Source organism: Amycolatopsis dongchuanensis (assembly GCF_039542405.1).
Lineage (GTDB): Bacteria > Actinomycetota > Actinomycetes > Mycobacteriales > Pseudonocardiaceae > Amycolatopsis_E > Amycolatopsis_E sacchari.
Map to the genome: position 1 here is coordinate 25,947 of NZ_BAABIB010000128.1, position 14,632 is coordinate 40,578.

Sequence of the window (14,632 nt, forward strand, 5' to 3'; positions counted from 1 at the left end):
AGCGGCACGCCATAGTGGAGTCCGGCGGACGAGGAGGGCCGGTCGGTGCGCTTTCTGCTGGTGGAGGACGACGGGCGGGTGGCCACCGCCGTCCGGTCGGCGCTGCACAGGCGCGGCGTCGACGTCGAGTGGGCCGCGACGGGGCTGGAGGCCAAGGCGAAGTACCCGCAGGCCGACGTCGTGCTGCTCGACCTCGGGCTGCCGGACATGGACGGGATCGAGCTGTGCGAGGCGATCCGCCGCGGCAGCGACGCGGCGATCATCGTGGTTTCCGCGCGGGGTCAGGTGGACGACCGGATCACCGGCCTGCGTGCCGGCGCCGACGACTACCTCGTCAAACCGTTCCACGTGGACGAACTGCTCGCGCGGGCGCAGGCGGTGCTGCGCCGCCGTGCCGCGCCCCCGCCGGCGCCGCGGCCGCGTCCGCTGCACGCCGGGGATCTCCGCATCGACCCGGCCCGCTTCGAGGTGAGTGCGCAGGGCAAGCCGATCGCCTTGTCCCGCAAGGAGTTCCTGCTGCTCTACACGATCGCGGCCGCGGCGGGCGACGTGTGCACGCGGCAGTCGCTGATCACCGAGATCTGGGGTGAGCCGTGGCCCGGCGCGAACCGGACGCTCGACGTGCACGTCGCGACGCTGCGGACCAAACTGGACCGCCCCGGGCTCATCGAGACGGTGCGTGGCGTGGGGTACCGCCTCGGCCGGCCCGCCGGGTGAGCCGTGCGTTCCCGGTTGCTGCCCGTCGTCGGAGTCCTCGTGGTGCTCGTGCTGCTGGGGCTCGGGGTGCCGCTCGCGCTGAGCCTGTCGGGAAGCGCTTACCAGCAGCTGTCTCTCGACCGCCTCACGCTCACCGCGCGGCTGGCGTCGTTGGGGCAGCGCGCGTTGCTCGACGGCACGGAAGGTGAGCTGGCCGCGACGCTCGACCGGTACCGCGAGGTATACGGCTTCACCGCCGCGCTCGTCGACCAGGACGGCCGGCCTCGCGCGCAGACGGCCGACCCGGTGGCGCTGACCGAACCGCCGGTGCGGGAGGGGGTGAACGCCGCGTTGTCCGGCCGGGAACCGTTGCCCTCGGGCACTTTCTGGCCGTGGCAGACCGGACCACTTGTGCTCGCCGAACCCGTGCTGGTCGACGGTGAGGTGCGGGGCGCGGTGGTCACCGTGTCGCCGGTGGACGGGCTGCGCGGGCACGTGCTGTTCCTGTGGGCGCTGGTCGCGGCGGGCGGGCTGGCCGCGCTCGCGCTGGCGGTGTTGTTGTCCCTGCCGGTCGTGCGCTGGATCCTGCGGCCCGTCGACCGGCTCGAACGTTCGGCGGAACAGATGGTGGCGACCGCTACCGCAGGTGCGCCGTACGTACCCGTGGCGGAGGAGAGCGGGCCGCCCGAGTTGCGGAGGTTGGCGCGGTCGTTCGACGAGATGGCGACGACGGTCAGTGAAGTGCTTGCGGCACAACGTGCTTTCGTCGCGGACGCCTCCCACCAGCTGCGGAACCCGCTCACCGCGCTGTATGTGCGACTGACCAGTTTGGACGGTGCCGTCAGTGAAGACGCCGCCGACGACTACGCCGCGAGCGTGGAGGAAGCCCGGCGTCTGAACGACGTGCTGGAAGAACTGCTCACCCTCGCGAAGACGGAGGCGAGTGCCGCGACTCCGGTGCCGACGGACGTCAGCGCCGCGCTTGAAGACCGCGTCGACGCATGGCACGCCGTCGCGGCGTCGCGGGACATCGAGTTGCTCGCCGAGATCGAGCCGGCCCTGGTGGCGGTCGCGGTGCCGCGGGCGATCGAAACCGTGCTGGATGCCTTGCTGGACAACGCGGTCAAGTTCACCGCGGGGCATGGGTCCACTGTGGAATTGACGGCTCGTCGCGAGGGGGAGCGGGTCGTGCTGGCGGTGCGGGACACCGGGCCGGGGCTGGCGCCGGAGGAACTCGCGCGTGCCACGGACCGGTTCTGGCGCAGTCCGCGGCACCAGAACGTGACGGGTTCCGGGCTCGGGCTGGCGATCGTGCACCGCGTCGTCGCGAAGTCCGGCGGGCACGTGCGGCTCGACCTGCCGTCGGGCGGCGGGCTGCGCGTGACCGTCGAGTTCCCCGCTCAGCCCGCGTAGTGCGCCGAACGGTAGTAGGCGAGCGCGCCGGGGTGCAGGGGAACGGGCACGGTCTCGATCGCGGAGCGGAGGTCGAGTGAGCGGGCGGACGGGTTCGCCGCGGCCAGTTGGGCCTGCGCGTCGAAGATGCCCTGCGCCAGGCCGTGGGCGACCTCGTCGGGCATCCGGTCGGTGACGAGGAGGAAGTTCGGCAGCAGCACGGTGGTGACGGGCGCGGGCAGACCGTAGCTGGACGCGGGCAGCGTGACCAGGCCGTACTCCGGGTGGCGCGCGGTCAGCGCGGGGAAGACGCCGGACAGGTCGAGCAGCCGGATCGGCGTGTGCTTCGCCAGGTCGGCCACCTGCTCGGTCGGCACGCCGCCGGACCAGAAGAACGCGTCGATCTCGCCGCGCGCCAGCGCCGCCGCCGCGTCGCCCACTGGCAGGCGGGCGCGCTGGACGTCGAGCCCGGCGGCGTCGAGCAGCCGGTCGGCGACCAGCTGCACGCCGGAGTCCGGTGGGCCCACGGACACCCGGCGTCCGCGGAGGTCTGCCAGGCGCGTGACCGGGCCGGCGGCGGGGACGACGACCTGGATGTAGTCGTCGTGCATCCGCGCCAGCGCCCGCAACCGGTCACCGCCTGGTTGCCGCACGCGGTCGGAGGCGGCGTCCGCCGCGGAGAAGCCGATGTCGGCGCGGCCGGCCAGCAGGCGGTCGAGGTTCTCCACGGACCCGGCGCTGGTGAGCACGGTCGGCGCGGGGATGCCCAGTTTCGTGGCCCAGGCGCGGGACAGTGCGACGCCGAGCTGGTGGTAGACGGCGCCCGCGCTGCCCGTGGTCAGGGTGAGCGCGACGGGCGGGAAGTCGGCGCCGCAGCCGGTCAGCGCGCCCGCGAGCAGGCCGCCCAGCACGAGACGGCGGGTCACGTGACGGTCCACCCGGCCTCCGGCTCCTTCGTCGAATTTCCCGCGAGCATAAAGGATGTCGCGATAGGTGGGCGGATTGTCTTTGATTTCCGGTTGCCGGTCCGGGAAGATGGGCGGCGCACCGACCTGGGGGGAGGTAGCAGTGGCCACGAGCACGCGCGTCGCCGTCGTCGGGGCCGGGCCCGCCGGGCTGGCGGTGGCGAACATCCTGTCCCGCAAGGGGATCGACTGCGTCCTGCTGGAGGAGCAGAGCCGCGGCTACATCGAGCAGCGGCCGCGCGCGGGGTTCATCGAGGAGTGGGCGGTGCGCGGGCTGGAGAAGCACGGGCTCGCCGACCGGCTGCTGGGCAGCGCTCCCCGGCACGGCGGGTTCGAGTTCCGGTTCGAGGGCGCGCGCCACCCGTTCGACTACGCGGAGCTGACCGGTCAGCACCACTTCGTGTACCCGCAGCAACTACTGGTGACCGATCTCGTCGCCCAGTACGTCGATGGGGGTGGTGAGGTGGTGTTCGGCGTGCAGGACGTGACCCTGCACGGGATCGAGTCCGAGCGGCCTGCCGTCGAGTACCGCGACGGGACGGGCGAGCGGCGTCTGGAGTGCGATTTCGTCGCCGGTTGTGACGGGGCGCAGGGGGTGACGAGGACGTACGTGGGCGGCCGGGTGCTGCGGCACGACTACGGCATCGGCTGGCTGGCGCTGCTCGCGGAGGCGCCGCCGAGCGCGGACGGGGTGCTGTTCGGCATCCACCCGCGCGGTTTCGCGGCACACATGGCGCGCACCCCGACGGTCACGCGGTTCTACCTGCAGTGCCCGCCCGGCGACGACGAGGACAACTGGCCGCACGAGCGCGTGTGGGCCGAGCTGCACGAGCGCCTTGGCGTGCCGGGCGGGGCGATCGCGGAGGGGCCGCTGATCGAGAAACGCGTGCTGGACATGCACAACTACGTCACCGAGCCGATGGCGCGGGGCAGGCTGTTCCTGGCGGGGGAGTCGGCGCACCTCGTCGCGCCGATCGCGGCGAAAGGTCTGAACCTCGCACTGCACGACGCGTTCCACCTGACCGACGCGATCGAGGCGCACTACTCCGGGGACGACGGTCCGCTGGCGCGGTACACGGAGACCTGCCTGGGGCGGGTGTGGCAGTACCAGGAGTTTTCGCAGTGGCTGTCGGACATCTTCCACAGCTCCACGACCGACCCGCCGCCGGACCCGTTCCGCGCCCGCCTCGCCCAGGCCCGGCTGCGGCGCCTGCTGGGTTCGCGCGCGGCGGCCGCGGCGTTCGCCGAGATCTACCTGGGCAAGGCGGCGGATTTCTGAGGCGGTTCCCTGGGGCGCGGGCCGCGATACTCCGCGTCCGGCCGTGGGCTTCTGAGGGTGCTGTCGTGGAGCGGGAGCCGTGGCAAGACGGTGTCGAGGCCGCCCCGCAAACCCCGCCAACTCGGGTCCGCTGGGATCGGAAGATCCGCGTTCGCCGTTGTGGGCGGTAGTCTCCCTTCCGGAACGGGAGGAGGGGCATGGTCCTGCGCATCGGCATCCTCGGCGCGGCCGCGATCGCGCCCGCGGCCGTCGTGCGGCCGGCGCGGCACGTGGCCGACGTCGAGGTCACCGCGATAGCCGCCCGGGACGTCGCGCGGGCGCGGCGGTTCGCCGGGAAGCACGGCATCCGCCACGTGCACCGCGACTACGAGAGCCTGCTCGCCGACCCCGAGATCGACGCCGTCTACCTGCCCCTGCCCAACGGCCTGCACGGCCGCTGGACACTCGCCGCGATCGAGGCCGGCAAGCACGTCCTGTGCGAGAAGCCGTTCACCGCCAACGCCGAGGAGGCGGAGGCCGTCGCGGCGGCCGCCCGAGCCAGCGGGCTCGTCGTGGTGGAGGCCTTCCACTACCGCCACCACGCGCTGATCCGGCGCATGCTCGAGCTCCTGCCCGAACTCGGCGACATCCGCCGCATCGACACCTGGATGTCCTTCCCGCTGCTGCCCCGCGGCGACATCCGCTGGAACCTCGGCCTCGCGGGCGGCGCGACCATGGACGCCGGCTGCTACGCGATCCACCTCCTGCGCACGCTCGCCGGGGCGGAACCCGAGGTGCTCAGCGCCCAGGCGAAGCTGCGGTTCCCCGGCGTCGACCGGTCGATGCGCGCCGAGTTCGCCTTCCCGGACGGCCGGACGGGCTCGATCGCCGTCTCCCTGCTTTCGCGTGTCAGCCTTGGTGCCCGCGTGACCGGCTCTCTCGGCGAGATGCGCGTGTTCAACCCGTTCATGCCGCAGTTCGCCTACCGCCTCAAGGTCCGCGGACGCAGGGTGCGCGTGCCACGGCAGCCCGGCACGTACGAGGCGCAGCTGCGCGCGTTCGCCGGTGCTGTGCTGCGCGGCGAGCCCTTCCCGACTGGGCTCGACGACGCGGTCGCGAACATGCGGGTCATCGACGCCTGTTACGCCGCGGCCGGGCTTCCCCGCCGGGAGCCGACCACGCGATGAAGGCCTTTGTCGTCACCGCGCCCGGCGAAGCGGGCGTGGCGGAGGTGGACCCGCCCGTCGCCGCGCCGGGCGAGGTCGTCGTCGATGTCGCGCGCGTCGGTGTGTGCGGCACCGACGTCGAGTTCTTCACCGGCGAGATGCAGTACCTCCACGACGGGCACGCCCGCTTCCCCCTGCGGATCGGGCACGAGTGGTCCGGCACGGTAGTCGCGGTCGGCGACGGCGTGTCTTCGGAGTGGCTCGGCCGACGGGTTACCGGTGACACGATGCTCGGCTGCGGCCAGTGCCGCCGCTGCCGCACCGGCGCACAGCACGTCTGCGAGTTCCGCGAGGAGATCGGCATCCGCGGCGGGCGGGCGGGTGCGCTGGCCGAACAGCTCGCCGTGCCGGTCACCGCGTTGCACGCCCTGCCGGACGCGGTCGACTTCGTGCAGGGCGCGCTCGTCGAACCCGGTGGCAACGCGCTGCGTGCCGTGCGCGGGGCGGCGCTCGCGCCCGGCGACCGCGTGCTGATCCTCGGTCCCGGCACGATCGGCCTGCTGGCCGCGATGTTCGCGCGGGCCGCCGGTGCCGAGGTGCACCTGCTCGCGCTGCCCGGTACCGAGGAATTCCCGCGCTCACTGGGGTTCGAGCACGTCTGGACGGCGGAAACCGTGCCCTCGCTGCCGTTCGACGCCGTGATCGACACGTCCAACTCGCCGGAACTGCCCGCGAAGGCCGTGGAACTGGTCGAACCCGGGAAACGCGTCGTCTACATCGGACTCGCCGGGCGGCCCAGCCTGCTGGACACGCGGGCGCTGGCGCTCAAGGACGTCACGGCCGTCGGCGTGCTCAGCGGTTCGCCGGGCCTGGCCGGGGCGATCGAACACTACGCTTCGGGCGCGGTCGACCCGCGTCCGCTGGTCGCCGGGACGGTCGGGCTCGACCGGGTGGCGGAAGTACTGGCCGGGGCCCATATCGGCCCCGGTCCGAAGATCCACGTCGACCCACACGAGGGGGACTGAATGACCACAGCGGCCATCGTGGGCACGGGCATGATCGCGGGGGTGCACCGGCGGGCGGTGCTCCTGAACGGCGGCACCGTCGCCGGGGTGCTCGGCTCGCGGCCGGAGCGGTCGGAGGCGGTCGCGGCGGAATGGGGAGCAAGCGCTTTCCGCTCCTACGAGGAGGTGCTCGAGTCCGATGTGGACGTCGTGCACATCTGCTCCCCCAACGGGACCCACCACGACTACGCCATCGCGGCGCTGGAGGCCGGCAAGCACGTCGTGTGCGAGAAGCCGCTGGGCATGAGCGTCGCGGAAGCCGAGCGCATGGCGGACAAGGCACGCGAGTCCGGGCTCGTGGCCACGGTGCCGTTCGTGTACCGGTTCCACCCCGTCGTCCGGGAGATCAGGGCGCGCCGCATCGCGGGCGAGTTCGGCGAGTGGAACCTGCTGCACGGCAGCTACCTGCAGGACTGGCTGCTGTCGCCCGGCGCCGCGAACTGGCGCGTGGACCCCGTCGCGGGCGGCCGGTCGCGCGCGTTCGCCGACGTCGGTTCGCACTGGTGCGACCTCGTGGAGTGGGTGAGCGGCGAGCGGCTGGCCGAGCTGACCGCCGCCACGTCCATCGCCTACCCCGAGCGGCCCAGCGGTTCGGTGCCCGCGTTCGACCGGAGCGCGACGGACCTCCCGCTCGCACCGGTCAGCACCGAGGACAGCGCGCTGCTGCTGTTCCGCACGGAACGCGGGGTCCTCGGCAGCGCCACGATTTCGCAGGTCGCCGCGGGCCGCAAGAACCGGCTGTGGTTCGAGCTGGACGGGTCGCTCGGCAGCGCGGCCTTCGACCAGGAGCAGCCGGAGCAGGCGTGGCTCGGCGGTGAGCGCGGGGCGCAGATCATCGTGCGTGACCCGGCGGCGCCGTACCCGGACTCGGCGCGGCTGTCGTCCCTGCCGGCCGGGCACGCGCAGGGGTACGCCCAGTGCTTCGAGAGCTTTGTCGCGGACACGTATGCGGCGATCCGCGGCGAGAAGCCGGAGGGGCTGCCGACGTTCGCCGACGGGCTGCGGTCGGCCCGGATCGTGGAGGCCGTGCTCGCCTCGGCCGAAAGCCGCCGGTGGGAGACGGTGTAGATGGGCAAGCGCATCGTCATCTGCTGCGACGGCACGTGGAACACGCGGCAGCAGCCGGCGCCGACGAACGTCGTGAAGGTCGCGCAGGCCGTCGCGCAGCGGGACGACCAGCTCGTCTTCTACCACGAGGGCGTCGGCACGCGGCCGTTCGAGCGCGTGCTCGGCGGCGCGTTCGGGTTCGGGCTCTCGCGCAACGTCCGTGCGGCGTACCGGTTCCTCGTCGAGCACTACGAGCCGGGCGACGAGCTGTTCTTCTTCGGGTTCAGCCGCGGTGCGTACACCGCCCGCAGCACCGTGGGGTTCGTGCGCAACTGCGGCATCCTGCGCCGCGAGGAGATCGGCCGCATCGACGAGGCGTACCGGCTCTACCGGGACCGGAGTCCGAGCACCCACCCGGCGGGTGACCAGGCGAGGGAGTTCCGGCGGGCCTACGCGTGCGAGGACGTGACACCCGTGCGCTTCATCGGCGTCTGGGACACCGTCGGCGCGCTGGGCATCCCGATCAGCGGGTTCCGGCTGGTCAACCTCGTCAACCGGCGCTGGCAGTTCCACGACACGAAGCTGACGAGCACCGTCGCGGCCGCGTTCCAGGCACTGGCGATCGACGAGCGGCGCGGCCCGTTCCGCCCGGCGATCTGGGCACCGGACGGGGCGCCGCGGCAGCGGCGGGAGCAGACGTGGTTCCCGGGCTGCCATTCCGACGTCGGCGGTGGCTACCCGGAGCCGTGCCTCGCGCAGTTGAGTCTACTGTGGATGGTCGAGCGCGCGGAGAGCTGCGGGCTGGTCTTCACGCCAGGCGCGATCCCCACGCGGCCCGAGGCGCGGGAAGCCCCCGCGCACGACTCGCGGACGTTCTTCTACAAACTGCTGCGGCCCTACGTGCGGCAGCTCGGCGTGACCGACCCGGCGAAGGAGGACGTGGCGGCGGAGGCGGTGGTGCGGATGGAATCCGACCCCGCGTACCGGCCGGAGAACCTGGTGGACTTCCTGCGGCGGAGGGACTGAGCGTGGCGGTGCGGCAGGAGGTGCGCGGCCGGGTCCTGGTCGTGCACATCGAACGCGAGGAGAAACGCAACGCGATAGACGTGGACACCGCGGTCGGCATCGACGAAGCGCTCAACCGCCTCGACGACGAGCCGGAACTGTGGGTCGGCGTGCTCACCGGCACGCGGACGGTGTTCTCGGCGGGCACGGATCTCAAGGCGGGCCTGGACTTCCGCACCGAGCGTGGCGGCGAGTACGGCGTGATCCGGCGGCAGCGGGAGAAACCGCTCGTGGCCGCGGTCGAGGGCATCGCGTTCGGCGGTGGGTTCGAGATCGCGCTCGCCTGTGACGTCGTCGTCGCGTCGACTGCGGCCCGCTTCGCGCTGCCGGAAACCCTGCGTGGTCTGGTGCCGACGAGTGGTGCGCTGTTCCGGGCCATCCGGGCGCTGCCGCCGCACGTGGCGAAGGAGCTGTTGATCACGGGTACGGAGCTGAGCGGGAAGCGGGCGCACCACTTCGGGCTCGTCAACCGCCTCACCGAACCCGGGCACGCGCTGGAGGGCGCACTCGCCGTCGCCGAGGAGATCTGCGCGTCGTCGCCCGTGGCCGTGCGGGCGGTGCTCGGCGCGGTGGCCGCCCAGCTGGCGGACGAGGACCGCCGCGGCTGGGCGGAAACCGAGCGCGCGGTCGAGTCGATCCGTGGCTCGGCGGACCGGCAGGAGGGCATCGCCGCGTTCTTCGAGCGGCGCCCGCCCCGGTGGTCGGGGCGCTAACCCTCGACGCGCCGTTTCAGGGCGTGGTTCATCGCGACGAAACCGTCCTCGGTGTGGTCCAGCACCCGGCGCAGGAACGGCACCAGCAGACCGCGCATCTCCTCCCGCTGGCGCAGCCGCGTGCCCGCGCCGTCCGGCTCCAGCACGAACTCGTGCCGTCCCGCGAGCAGGACCGGGATCCGGCCGAGCCACACCAGGCGCCGTCCCGGTTCGGCGGCCAGCACGACCGGGCGGTGCGTGCGCCGGAGCTCACCGGGCGGCTCGATGTCCAGCGTGAGCGTGCTGCCGTTGACCGCCTCTCCCTCACCTCGCCGGATGAACGGGTTCCACTCCTCGTAGCGGGCGAAGTCGGTGAGCACCGCCCAGATGGCTTCCGGTGGTGCACCGATCGTGATCGCCGTGTCGAGGATCCGCATGCCCGGTCACGCCAGCGGCCGGAACGGGATTGCGGTGCGGAACGACCACGGCCCGCCCGCGCACTCCCACACGTCCACCCCGGTGCCGATCGCGTCCCACGGCTCGAAGAGCTCCGTCAGCACGGCCAGCGCGTGCCGCGCTTCCTCGGGGGAGCCGTCGTCGAGGATGCGTACGTGCGGTCGCAGCGGGCGGTCTTCCTCGGCGCTGAGCCACGGGCGCCACCGCTGCCGCAACCGCTCGTGCAGCCGGTCGAGCCGGGGCGCGCGGATCCGCAGTGCGACACCCGTGCTCAGCGGGCGCACCCCGTCCACCCGCAGCGAAAACGGCGGGATGGCCGCCGCCTTGCGCAGGTCCGCCAGCACGGTTTCCCCGTGCTCGCCGGGCACGGCGCCGAACAGGACCAGGTGTGCCCCGACGACGAGCCGCCCCGGGCGGCACCAGCGTTCCCGCAGCGCGTCCCACGCCGCCTGGGTCGGATCGTCGACGGCGAGGGTGAGCACGAGAGGCGGCACCAGATCAGTATCGGTTTGCCAGAGTTACTCAGCTAAGTTAATTTGTACTCATGCAAGTAGAAGTGGACCTCCAGCCCGAACTCGGGCTCAGCGTCACCGAAGCGGCCCGGCGCGCGCAGCTGGTGTCGGCCACCATCTCGGCGATCGCCGGCCTCGGGTACCGGAAGACCACCTTCGCGCGCATCAAGGAACGCGCCGGGCTGAGCAGCACCCGGATCATCGGCTACCACTTCGGCAACAAGGCCGGGCTGATGCAGGCCGTCGTCACCACCGTGCTGGGCATGAAGGAGAAGTTCCTCCAGGAGAAGGCGGGCGGGACCACCGACAGGGCCGAAATGCTGCGCGCGCACATCGAGACCGAGGTCGCGTTCCTGCGTGACTTCCCGGAATGCGTGCGGGTGCTGCGCGAGGTCGTGGCCAACGCCGACGACCCGGACGGCTGGCGGATGGCCGGGCCGATGCTCAGGGACTTCCAGACCGGGCAGTTCGAACGGCTCCTGCGGCAGGGGCAGCGGGAGGGCGCGTTCGGCGAGTTCGCCCCCGCGGTGATGGCCAGGACGATCACCAGCGCGATCGACGGCGCGGCCGAGGCGTACGCGGCGGAGGAGTCTCTGGACCTCGACGCGTACGCGGCGGAGCTCGTGACCACGTTCGTGCGCGCGACGGCGCCGCGCTGACCTGCATGCTTTCCCCGCGGTAACCAGCTGGCCTTGCGGGTAACCACCGGTGCGGACGTAGCGTCGGGGCCATGAGCACACGTACTTCCGCTGTGGGTTCCTTCCGCAGCCTCCCGGTGGACGACCCGGACGCGCTCGTCGACGTCGAGATCGAGGTCGGCGAGCCGGGACCGCACGACCTGCTGGTCGAAGTCCGCGCCGTGTCGGTGAACCCCGTCGACGTCAAGGTGCGGGCCGGGTTCGGCAGCGCGGACGAGCCGAAGGTCCTCGGTTTCGACGCCGCCGGGGTGGTGCGCGCGGTCGGGACCGAGGTGCGCGCGTTCGCGCCCGGCGACGAGGTGTACTACGCCGGTTCGATCAACCGCACGGGCAGCAACGCGGGGCTGCAGCTCGTCGACTCGCGCATCGCCGGGCACAAGCCCGCGAGCCTCGACTTCGCCGAGGCCGCCGCGTTGCCGCTGACCACGATCACCGCGTGGGAGGGCCTGTTCGACCGGTTCCGCCTCGGGCGGGACGCCACGGGCACGCTGCTCGTCGTCTCGGCGGCGGGCGGGGTCGGCTCGATGGTCCTCCAGCTGGCGCGCAAGCTGACCCGGCTGGAGATCGTGGGCACCGCGTCGCGGCCGGAGTCCGCCGAGTGGGCGCGGGAACTGGGCGCCCACCACATCGCCGACCACCACGACCTCGTGCGTGAGGTCCGCAAGGTGGCGCCGGGCGGTGTCCAGTACGTCTTCTCGCCGGTCTCCGGGCAGAACGTCGAGGCCTACGCCGAGCTGCTGACGCCGCGGGGCGAGGTCGTGGCCATCGACGAGCCCGAAGGGATGGACCTGTTGCCGCTCAAGTCGAAGAGCCTGACGTGGCACTGGGAGCTGATGTTCACGCGGCCGCTGTACGAGCCGGAGAGCACGGCGCAGCGGGAGCTCCTGGACGAGGTCGCGCGGCTCGTCGACGCCGGAGAGCTGCGCACGACGCTGACGACCCGCCTGAGCGGGCTGACGGCGGAGAACGTGCGGGAGGCGCACCGGATGGTGGAGCGGGGAAGCATGATCGGCAAGGTCGTGATCGAGCGGTAGGTCAGGGGATTGGGACGGGCTTGCGGGCCGGTGCGGGTAGCGGCCCCACCCGTCTCCCGCCACCCCCTCAACGGGCGCGCTCCGCGCGGGTGAGCCGATTCAAGGCGGGCCTTCGCTCCGGGATCGCCGACTGACAGCGGGCGCGCTTCGCGCGGCTGAGCCGAGCCCGCGGCGGTGCCAGCTGCTCGGGTGGTGGAAGCGGCTCCGCGCCTTGCGAAAACCTAGGCCAGGCGTTCCGCGAGCGTCGTGAGGGCCTGTCCCAGCGGCAGGTCCACGCGGACCGCGGCGTGCTCGTCGCCGCGGGTGCGGCCGCGGTTGACGATCAGCACGGGTTTGCCCGCCTTCGCCGCGTGCCGGACGAACCGCAGGCCCGACATGACCGTCAGCGAGGAACCCAGGACCAGCAAGGCGTTCGCTTCGTCGACCAGGCGGTAGCACTCGTCCACGCGGGCGCGCGGCACGTTCTCGCCGAAGAACACCACGTCGGGCTTGAGCACGCCTTCGCACGCGACGCACGAGACGAGCCGGAACCCGCGGACGACGTCGTCGGGGAGGTCGGCGTCGCCGTCCGGGTTCACGCGCGTGACGTCGGCCCGGAACGACGGGTTCGCTTCGACGAGGCGCCGGTCGAGGGCCTCGCGCGAGCTGGTGCGGCGGCAGCCGAGGCACACCACGCGGTCGAGGCTGCCGTGCAGCTCGACGACGTCCCTCGCGCCCGCCGCCTGGTGCAGCCCGTCGACGTTCTGCGTGATGATCCCAGCCAGGTAACCGCGTCCGAGCAGGTCGGCGACCGCGTGGTGCCCGGCGTTGGGCCGGGCACCGGCGATCGTCCGCCAGCCCGCGTGACTGCGCGCCCAGTAGCGGCGCCTGCCGTCCTCGCTCGCGACGAACTCCTGGTACGTCATCGGCGTGTGCCGCCGGAGGGTGCCCTCGGCGCCCCGGTAGTCGGGAATGCCCGATTCCGTGGACAGGCCGGCGCCGCTGAGCACCACGACGCCGCCGTCCCCGACGACGCGCACGACCTCGGTCAGGTCCGTGGTCCTCGGTGCGGGCTCGCCGGTCGGGATCCAGGTCAGCGTCGGTTTCGTGCGCACGCGACCAGCTTAGGCCGCGGCGATCAGCTCGGATCCGGTTCGGGCACGGCGGGGAAGTCACCCTCGAGCGCGGCACGCGGCCAGGGCGGGGCCAGGACGACCTCCGCCCACAGCGTGGTGCCGTCGATGCCCCAGCGGGCGGCGAGACCGTCGAGGAGGAGGCGGGCACTGTCCGTCCACGCGGCTTCGGCCGGGCACGCCACCTCGGTGCGCGCCGTCCCGTCACGCAGCTTCAGCACCCGCACGGCACAGGGGCCGCCTGCCGAAATCCAGGCCAGTGTCGCCACCTCGTTCACCACGAGCAGCGCGTCGATCAGGTCCTTTTCGGCGACGCCGGACAGCAGGTCCCGGACTCGTCTGCGCAACACCGCCAGCGCGGCCGGCCCGTCCAGTACGAACCTGATCTCTTCCGGTGGGCGGGAAATGCGCGCGACCATGGAACACCTCCGCTGGCTGCTCAACGTAGGACAGCAGCGGCTACCCGCTACCCGTACCGGTGAAACCCGGCGGTGAGTCCCGTCACCCGGCGTCCACTGTGGATCTTGTTCGCCGTGCGCGGGAGAGCCGGGGAGGTCACAATCCGGGGTATGGCAGTAGGGGAGAGGTCAGCGCAGGAGCCGACGCCCGTCTTCGACGCGGTGCTGGCGAGCGTGCAGGCGGCCGCCGAGGCGCAGGAGCGGCCCGGGAACGAGGGGGAAGCCGCGGGACAGGCCGAGATGGCCGCCGCGGTCTGACGCCTCGGGGCTGCGGCCTGGCGGCACGGCACGGCGGCGGGCTGCGCGGCACGGCGGCGGGCTGCGCGGCACGGCGGCCGGCTGCGCGCTGTGGGGGCGGGCGGATGGCGCACGGCGCACGGCGGTGCCGAGCGGTGGTGCCGAGCGGCGAGCGCGGGCGGTGGCGCACGGCGGTGCCGGGCGGGTGGCGACGTGCACGGCGGTGGCGGGCGCAGGGCGGTGCCGGGCGGTGGTCTGGTTCGCCGGGGGCGGCTGGCGTTGCGCGGATTTCCGGCGGTGGCCGCCCGTGATCAGGGGCGCCGGTGGGTGCGCGCGAGTTGCGGGCGCGTTCCGGCGGTGCTGGCGGAGGCGCCGCTTGTCGGTGAGGTGCGCCCCGATGCCCCCGCGCCTCAGGCCGTGCGCAGCTTGTCGAGGTTCGACTCCACCCACGAGCGCAGCGCGGCGAGGGGTTCGGCGACGCTCTGGCCCGGCTCGGTCAGCGAGTACTCGACGTGCAGCGGCACCGCCGGATAGACCGTCCGCTCCACGAACCCGTGCTCCTCGAGGCGGCGCAGCGTCTGCGTGAGCACCTTCGGGCTCACGCCCTGCAGCCTGCGCTGCAGCTCCCCGAACCGGAGCGGCCCCTCCTCCAGCGCGCCGATCGCGAGGGCGGACCACTTGTTCGCCAGCAGGTCCAGCACCTCGCGGCACGGGCACTGCGCGGAGTAGACGTCGTGGTGGTCGTGCCGGGCGGTCGGGCACGTCTGCATCGCCGCGGTC

17 protein-coding genes are annotated in these 14,632 nt (G+C 72.8%); 11 read left to right on the forward strand and 6 right to left on the reverse strand.

From position 1 onward, the window contains the following. Positions 1-45: 45 nt before the first annotated feature. On the forward strand, positions 46-717 hold the full coding sequence (locus ABFX51_RS32215; protein WP_091511531.1) for a response regulator transcription factor: 672 nt from the start codon (positions 46-48) through the stop codon (positions 715-717). Between the two features lie 3 nt (positions 718-720). Next, a complete protein-coding gene (locus tag ABFX51_RS32220) occupies positions 721-2,109 on the forward strand; it encodes a sensor histidine kinase (RefSeq protein ID WP_346055948.1) in 1,389 nt (462 codons plus the stop codon). Here the strand turns inward: ABFX51_RS32220 and ABFX51_RS32225 are convergent. After that, a complete protein-coding gene (locus ABFX51_RS32225) occupies positions 2,097-3,026 on the reverse strand; it encodes a TAXI family TRAP transporter solute-binding subunit (RefSeq protein WP_346055949.1) in 930 nt (309 codons plus the stop codon). The genes ABFX51_RS32220 and ABFX51_RS32225 overlap by 13 nt on opposite strands. Positions 3,027-3,156: 130 nt before the next feature. Here ABFX51_RS32225 and ABFX51_RS32230 point away from each other — a divergent pair, with 130 nt between their 5' ends. The 6 genes from ABFX51_RS32230 (at position 3,157) to ABFX51_RS32255 (ending at position 9,366) form a co-directional block, all read left to right on the forward strand. Beyond that, on the forward strand, positions 3,157-4,332 hold the full coding sequence (locus ABFX51_RS32230; RefSeq protein ID WP_346055950.1) for a 4-hydroxybenzoate 3-monooxygenase: 1,176 nt from the start codon (positions 3,157-3,159) through the stop codon (positions 4,330-4,332). Between the two features lie 197 nt (positions 4,333-4,529). After that, positions 4,530-5,498 carry a Gfo/Idh/MocA family protein gene (locus ABFX51_RS32235; protein ID WP_346055951.1) on the forward strand — a complete coding sequence of 323 codons (969 nt, stop codon included), beginning with the start codon at positions 4,530-4,532 and terminating at the stop codon, positions 5,496-5,498. After that, positions 5,495-6,502 carry a zinc-dependent alcohol dehydrogenase gene (locus tag ABFX51_RS32240; RefSeq protein ID WP_346055952.1) on the forward strand — a complete coding sequence of 336 codons (1,008 nt, stop codon included), beginning with the start codon at positions 5,495-5,497 and terminating at the stop codon, positions 6,500-6,502. The genes ABFX51_RS32235 and ABFX51_RS32240 overlap by 4 nt, the downstream gene beginning before the upstream one ends. Next, the gene (locus ABFX51_RS32245) at positions 6,503-7,609 is read left to right on the forward strand and encodes a Gfo/Idh/MocA family protein (RefSeq protein WP_346055953.1); all 1,107 of its coding nucleotides are present in this window, start codon (positions 6,503-6,505) and stop codon (positions 7,607-7,609) included. It begins immediately after the preceding gene. Next, positions 7,610-8,614: a DUF2235 domain-containing protein gene (locus ABFX51_RS32250; RefSeq protein WP_346055954.1), complete on the forward strand. Its 1,005-nt coding sequence runs from the start codon at positions 7,610-7,612 to the stop codon at positions 8,612-8,614. A gap of 2 nt (positions 8,615-8,616) precedes the next feature. Next, on the forward strand, positions 8,617-9,366 hold the full coding sequence (locus tag ABFX51_RS32255; protein ID WP_346055955.1) for an enoyl-CoA hydratase-related protein: 750 nt from the start codon (positions 8,617-8,619) through the stop codon (positions 9,364-9,366). Here ABFX51_RS32255 and ABFX51_RS32260 read toward each other — a convergent pair. Next, positions 9,363-9,782 (reverse strand): SRPBCC family protein, encoded by a 420-nt coding sequence (locus ABFX51_RS32260; RefSeq protein ID WP_346055956.1) that lies wholly within the window; start codon positions 9,780-9,782, stop codon positions 9,363-9,365. The genes ABFX51_RS32255 and ABFX51_RS32260 overlap by 4 nt on opposite strands. 6 nt (positions 9,783-9,788) lie before the next feature. Beyond that, positions 9,789-10,295 (reverse strand): 2'-5' RNA ligase family protein, encoded by a 507-nt coding sequence (locus ABFX51_RS32265; RefSeq protein WP_346055957.1) that lies wholly within the window; start codon positions 10,293-10,295, stop codon positions 9,789-9,791. 50 nt (positions 10,296-10,345) lie between these two features. Between ABFX51_RS32265 and ABFX51_RS32270 the strand changes: the two genes are divergently transcribed. Beyond that, positions 10,346-10,972 carry a TetR/AcrR family transcriptional regulator gene (locus tag ABFX51_RS32270; protein ID WP_346055958.1) on the forward strand — a complete coding sequence of 209 codons (627 nt, stop codon included), beginning with the start codon at positions 10,346-10,348 and terminating at the stop codon, positions 10,970-10,972. A 71-nt stretch (positions 10,973-11,043) separates the two neighbouring features. Further along, positions 11,044-12,045: a zinc-binding alcohol dehydrogenase family protein gene (locus tag ABFX51_RS32275; protein ID WP_346055959.1), complete on the forward strand. Its 1,002-nt coding sequence runs from the start codon at positions 11,044-11,046 to the stop codon at positions 12,043-12,045. Between the two features lie 221 nt (positions 12,046-12,266). Here ABFX51_RS32275 and ABFX51_RS32280 read toward each other — a convergent pair whose 3' ends face one another. Together ABFX51_RS32280 and ABFX51_RS32285 are read right to left on the reverse strand one after the other, a co-directional pair. After that, positions 12,267-13,139, reverse strand: a complete 873-nt coding sequence (locus ABFX51_RS32280; RefSeq protein WP_091511503.1) for an NAD-dependent protein deacetylase — start codon at positions 13,137-13,139, stop codon at positions 12,267-12,269. Between the two features lie 23 nt (positions 13,140-13,162). Then, entirely contained in the window at positions 13,163-13,576 is a 414-nt protein-coding gene (locus ABFX51_RS32285; protein WP_091511500.1) for a hypothetical protein, read from the reverse strand. Positions 13,577-13,726: 150 nt separating this feature from the next. Here ABFX51_RS32285 and ABFX51_RS32290 point away from each other — a divergent pair, with 150 nt between their 5' ends. Next, a complete protein-coding gene (locus ABFX51_RS32290) occupies positions 13,727-13,873 on the forward strand; it encodes a hypothetical protein (RefSeq protein WP_177228842.1) in 147 nt (48 codons plus the stop codon). Positions 13,874-14,262: 389 nt separating this feature from the next. Here ABFX51_RS32290 and ABFX51_RS32295 read toward each other — a convergent pair whose 3' ends face one another. Next, positions 14,263-14,622 (reverse strand): winged helix-turn-helix transcriptional regulator, encoded by a 360-nt coding sequence (locus ABFX51_RS32295; protein ID WP_091511495.1) that lies wholly within the window; start codon positions 14,620-14,622, stop codon positions 14,263-14,265. Between the last annotated feature and the right edge of the window lie 10 nt (positions 14,623-14,632).

What these genes read in the sequence shown, in the direction of transcription:
- ABFX51_RS32235 (WP_346055951.1), top strand. Translation starts at nt 4,530, where the DNA reads ATGGTCCTGCGCATCGGCATCCTCGGCGCGGCCGCGATCGCGCCCGCG.
- ABFX51_RS32240 (WP_346055952.1), top strand. Translation starts at nt 5,495, where the DNA reads ATGAAGGCCTTTGTCGTCACCGCGCCCGGCGAAGCGGGCGTGGCGGAG.
- ABFX51_RS32245 (WP_346055953.1), top strand. Translation starts at nt 6,503, where the DNA reads ATGACCACAGCGGCCATCGTGGGCACGGGCATGATCGCGGGGGTGCAC.
- ABFX51_RS32250 (WP_346055954.1), top strand. Translation starts at nt 7,610, where the DNA reads ATGGGCAAGCGCATCGTCATCTGCTGCGACGGCACGTGGAACACGCGG.
- ABFX51_RS32260 (WP_346055956.1), bottom strand. Translation starts at nt 9,782, where the DNA reads ATGCGGATCCTCGACACGGCGATCACGATCGGTGCACCACCGGAAGCC.
- ABFX51_RS32270 (WP_346055958.1), top strand. Translation starts at nt 10,346, where the DNA reads ATGCAAGTAGAAGTGGACCTCCAGCCCGAACTCGGGCTCAGCGTCACC.
- ABFX51_RS32275 (WP_346055959.1), top strand. Translation starts at nt 11,044, where the DNA reads ATGAGCACACGTACTTCCGCTGTGGGTTCCTTCCGCAGCCTCCCGGTG.
- ABFX51_RS32285 (WP_091511500.1), bottom strand. Translation starts at nt 13,576, where the DNA reads ATGGTCGCGCGCATTTCCCGCCCACCGGAAGAGATCAGGTTCGTACTG.
- ABFX51_RS32290 (WP_177228842.1), top strand. Translation starts at nt 13,727, where the DNA reads ATGGCAGTAGGGGAGAGGTCAGCGCAGGAGCCGACGCCCGTCTTCGAC.
- ABFX51_RS32295 (WP_091511495.1), bottom strand. Translation starts at nt 14,622, where the DNA reads ATGCAGACGTGCCCGACCGCCCGGCACGACCACCACGACGTCTACTCC.